Source organism: Photobacterium sp. OFAV2-7 (genome assembly GCF_022347985.1).
Classification (GTDB): Bacteria; Pseudomonadota; Gammaproteobacteria; order Enterobacterales; family Vibrionaceae; genus Photobacterium.
The window spans coordinates 1-3,115 of the sequence record NZ_JAKRFQ010000652.1; the positions used below are offsets into that span (position 1 = coordinate 1).

General features: G+C 46.6%; 5 protein-coding genes. 4 read left to right on the forward strand and 1 reads right to left on the reverse strand.

Going from position 1 to position 3,115, the window contains the following annotated elements; genetic code table 11:
• Together MHN01_RS22430 and tenA are read left to right on the forward strand one after the other, a co-directional pair.
• Positions 1-642 (forward strand): ABC transporter substrate-binding protein (locus MHN01_RS22430; RefSeq protein WP_239413550.1); only part of this gene is annotated, 642 nt, incomplete at its 5' end.
• A gap of 33 nt (positions 643-675) precedes the next feature.
• Positions 676-1,344 carry a thiaminase II gene (gene tenA, locus MHN01_RS22435; protein ID WP_239413551.1) on the forward strand — a complete coding sequence of 223 codons (669 nt, stop codon included), beginning with the start codon at positions 676-678 and terminating at the stop codon, positions 1,342-1,344.
• A gap of 36 nt (positions 1,345-1,380) precedes the next feature.
• Here the strand turns inward: tenA and MHN01_RS22440 are convergent, their stop codons facing one another.
• The gene (locus tag MHN01_RS22440; RefSeq protein WP_239413552.1) at positions 1,381-1,980 is read right to left on the reverse strand and encodes a TetR/AcrR family transcriptional regulator; all 600 of its coding nucleotides are present in this window, start codon (positions 1,978-1,980) and stop codon (positions 1,381-1,383) included.
• Between the two features lie 98 nt (positions 1,981-2,078).
• Here MHN01_RS22440 and MHN01_RS22445 point away from each other — a divergent pair, with 98 nt between their 5' ends.
• Entirely contained in the window at positions 2,079-2,690 is a 612-nt protein-coding gene (locus MHN01_RS22445; RefSeq protein ID WP_239413554.1) for a glutathione S-transferase, read from the forward strand.
• A gap of 11 nt (positions 2,691-2,701) precedes the next feature.
• Positions 2,702-3,115: glutathione S-transferase family protein (locus MHN01_RS22450; RefSeq protein ID WP_239413556.1), on the forward strand; the 414-nt coding region annotated here is incomplete at its 3' end.

Below are 3,115 nucleotides of genomic sequence, written 5' to 3' on the forward strand. Positions count from 1 at the left end.
GCCACTCTTATCTCCGGGCCACTCAATTCTCTGATTGTGCTTGATAAATCAGGTGTTAAAAGTCTTGCAGATCTGGAAGGCAAACAAATTGGTGTCGCCATCGGCGGTAACGAAGATGCAACTATTGGTACCATGCTAAGATCTGCCAATGTCAGCATGGATAGCGTAAAAATCATTAACGTTGGCTGGGCGCTTTCATCTTCTCTCGCTTCCGGCAAAGTGGATGCGATTTGGGGCGGATTGAGAAACTTCGAGCTGAATCAACTAGAGCTGGAAGGCTACAAAGCAACGGCATTCTACCCTGAAGAGCACGGTGTTCCGCCATACGATGAGCTGATCTTCGTCGCCAACAAACACAAGTACAGTCCGGAAACGGTGAGTAAATTCAACAAGGCTATCGAAAAGGCAACTGTCTACCTGATCAACCATCCTGAAAAGGCCTGGCAGGAATTCGTAGCATACTCTCCCGATACTCTGAATAACGATCTCAACCGTAATGCCTGGGAAGATACCCTTACCCGTTTTGCATTGCGCCCGGGGGCTGTTGAGCTAAAGCGTTATGACGAATATGCCGAATTCATGAAAAAACACAAGATCATCACAACCCTGCCGCAGGCTAAAGATTACGTACTGACGTACTAATCACTTCTTGACTCAATTTAACAAGGACTCCCAGTGAATCATCAAGACCTTATCAAAGCCTGCCAGCAAGACTGGCAGGATTACACCGAACATAGCTTTGTTACTCAACTGGCTAAAGGTGAGCTAAATAAAAGTGCCTATCTTCATTATCTTAAACAGGACTTTTTGTTCCTCAAACACTATGCCCGAGCCTATGCACTCGCGATCTTCAAAGGACGCACCCTAGCAGAAATGCGTGATCCGTTACCAAGCCTAACGGCTTTGCTTGATTCCGAAATGTCCCATCATGTCGAATATTGCGCAAAATGGGGATTGACCGAATCTGACATGGAAGGCGAACCAGAAGATTTCGGTACAGTTAGCTACACTCGTTATGTCCTTGATACCGGAATGGCAGGGGATCGTGTTGATCTCTTTGCGGCTCTTGCTCCTTGCGCGATTGGCTATGCCGAGATTGGTACTCAGCTCCTTAACTGGTCTGAAACAAAACTTGACGGTAACCCTTACCAAAGCTGGATCCAGCTATACAGCGGTGAAGAATTCCAGTCTGGCGTACGCGACACCATCGAGCGTCTTGATGAGATGTTGGCTGAAATTCCGCTAGACAGCCAACGCGGACAAAGACTATGCGAAATTTTCAAAACAGCAACACGTATGGAGGTTGCCTTTTGGCAACAAGGCCTGAACGCTTCTGATATCTAACCCAAAAGCCTAACAAATGTTTTCAGTATCAGGTGTCTATTCGCAGGCACCTGGTGCTTTTTGACTATCAAGCATGGTCAGTAACACAGACATGGCATCATCAATCATTTCGTATTGCCGAGCTTTCCCCAGCACTCTTATTCCCTGCATTTGCATCACCAAGAAATGGCTAAGCCTCGCCGGTTCAACACTTGTATTCAACTCTCCTTGTTGCTGCGCATTTTCAATCGCATTATTAAAGCTATCGGATAGTGTCTGATATAGCAGGCTCCCGGCTTCCAGCACTTCATCATCACTGTATGCTCGTTCCAAAATAGCATTCTGCATAAAACAGCCGCACTTTTGCTCCCGTTGCAAATCGGCGAAACATGTCAGATACGCAACAATATCTTGGTAACCCGCATCAGCAGACAGGCTATCTGAGAGCATCGGAAATGATATTTTCTTCAGGTAATAATCCAGCGCTTCCCGGTACAATGACTCCTTGTCGGTATACGTGTTGTAAAGGCTGAACCGGTTGATTCCAAGGTGATTAACCAGGTCTGCAACTGAGGTTTCCGCATACCCTTGTTGCCAAAAGAGCTCCATCGCCAACAGCAGTTTTTCCTCGCGGTCAAAATTCTTCGATCTGGCCATTCCTACTCCTCGCCAAAAAAGATCAAATCATACTTGACTGATCGTTCCGTTATTGATTAGATTTTAAACTAAACGAACGTTCAGATAAAGGAAGTATAATGAAAATTTATGAACTAGGACCGGCACCAAGTGCTCGCCGAGTCAGTATTTTTCTGGCCGAAAAAGGAATTGACGTTGAGCGCCAGCAGGTTGATCTTCGTGGGGGAGAAAACCTCAGCGAAGAGTTCAAGACACTAAGCCTCAATGGGCAAATCCCTGTCCTTGAGCTCAATGACGGCACGACAATCTGCGAGTCTGTCGCAATTTGTCGCTACTTTGATGAAGCCTTCCCGACAGAACAGTCACTCTTCGGTAGCAACGCACTAGAGAAAGCCCAAATTGAAATGTGGCAACGCCTAGTTGAACTTCGGGGCCTGCTGGTCGCCATGCAAGCCTTTCGCAACATTAGCGGCATCTACAAAGACAGAGAGAACTGCATCGCAGCCTGGGGGGAAGAATCTCGTCAGCGGTTAGTTGATTTCCTACCGACGCTTGAGAAACAACTCTCGAAAACAACCTATATTGCCGGCGACAATTTCAGCATTGCTGACATCACTGCAGTTATACTATGCGACTTCATGAAAAACCTAGAAATCCACATCGATGATAACTTACCAAACTTACAACGCTGGTATCAGCTAGTTAGCATCCGTCCCTCAGTTAAAGGTTAAAAGGAATTAGTATGATAGATCTATACACAGCAGCCACGCCAAACGGCCATAAAATCTCTATCGCACTGGAAGAAATGGGACTTGAATACCGAGTCCATGCACTCGACCTGATGGAGGCGGAACAAAAACAGCCAGAATTTACCGCCATTAACCCAAACGGTCGAATTCCAGCCATCGTAGACACAGAAAACGACAACTTCGCAGTTTTTGAATCCGGTGCCATCCTATTGTATCTGGCTGAGAAAACTGGAAAATTCTTGCCTGAGGATCCTAAAAAGCGCTCTCAGGTCATCCAATGGCTGATGTTTCAGATGGGTGGTGTGGGGCCAATGATGGGGCAGGCAAATGTGTTCTACCGTTATTTCCCGGAAACCATTCCGGCGGCAATAGAAAGATACCAGCACGAAGGCCGTCGTTTGTTCGAG

Coding starts and splice junctions, on each gene's coding strand:
- MHN01_RS22440 (WP_239413552.1), bottom strand. CDS start 1,980: ATGGCCAGATCGAAGAATTTTGACCGCGAGGAAAAACTGCTGTTGGCG.
- MHN01_RS22445 (WP_239413554.1), top strand. CDS start 2,079: ATGAAAATTTATGAACTAGGACCGGCACCAAGTGCTCGCCGAGTCAGT.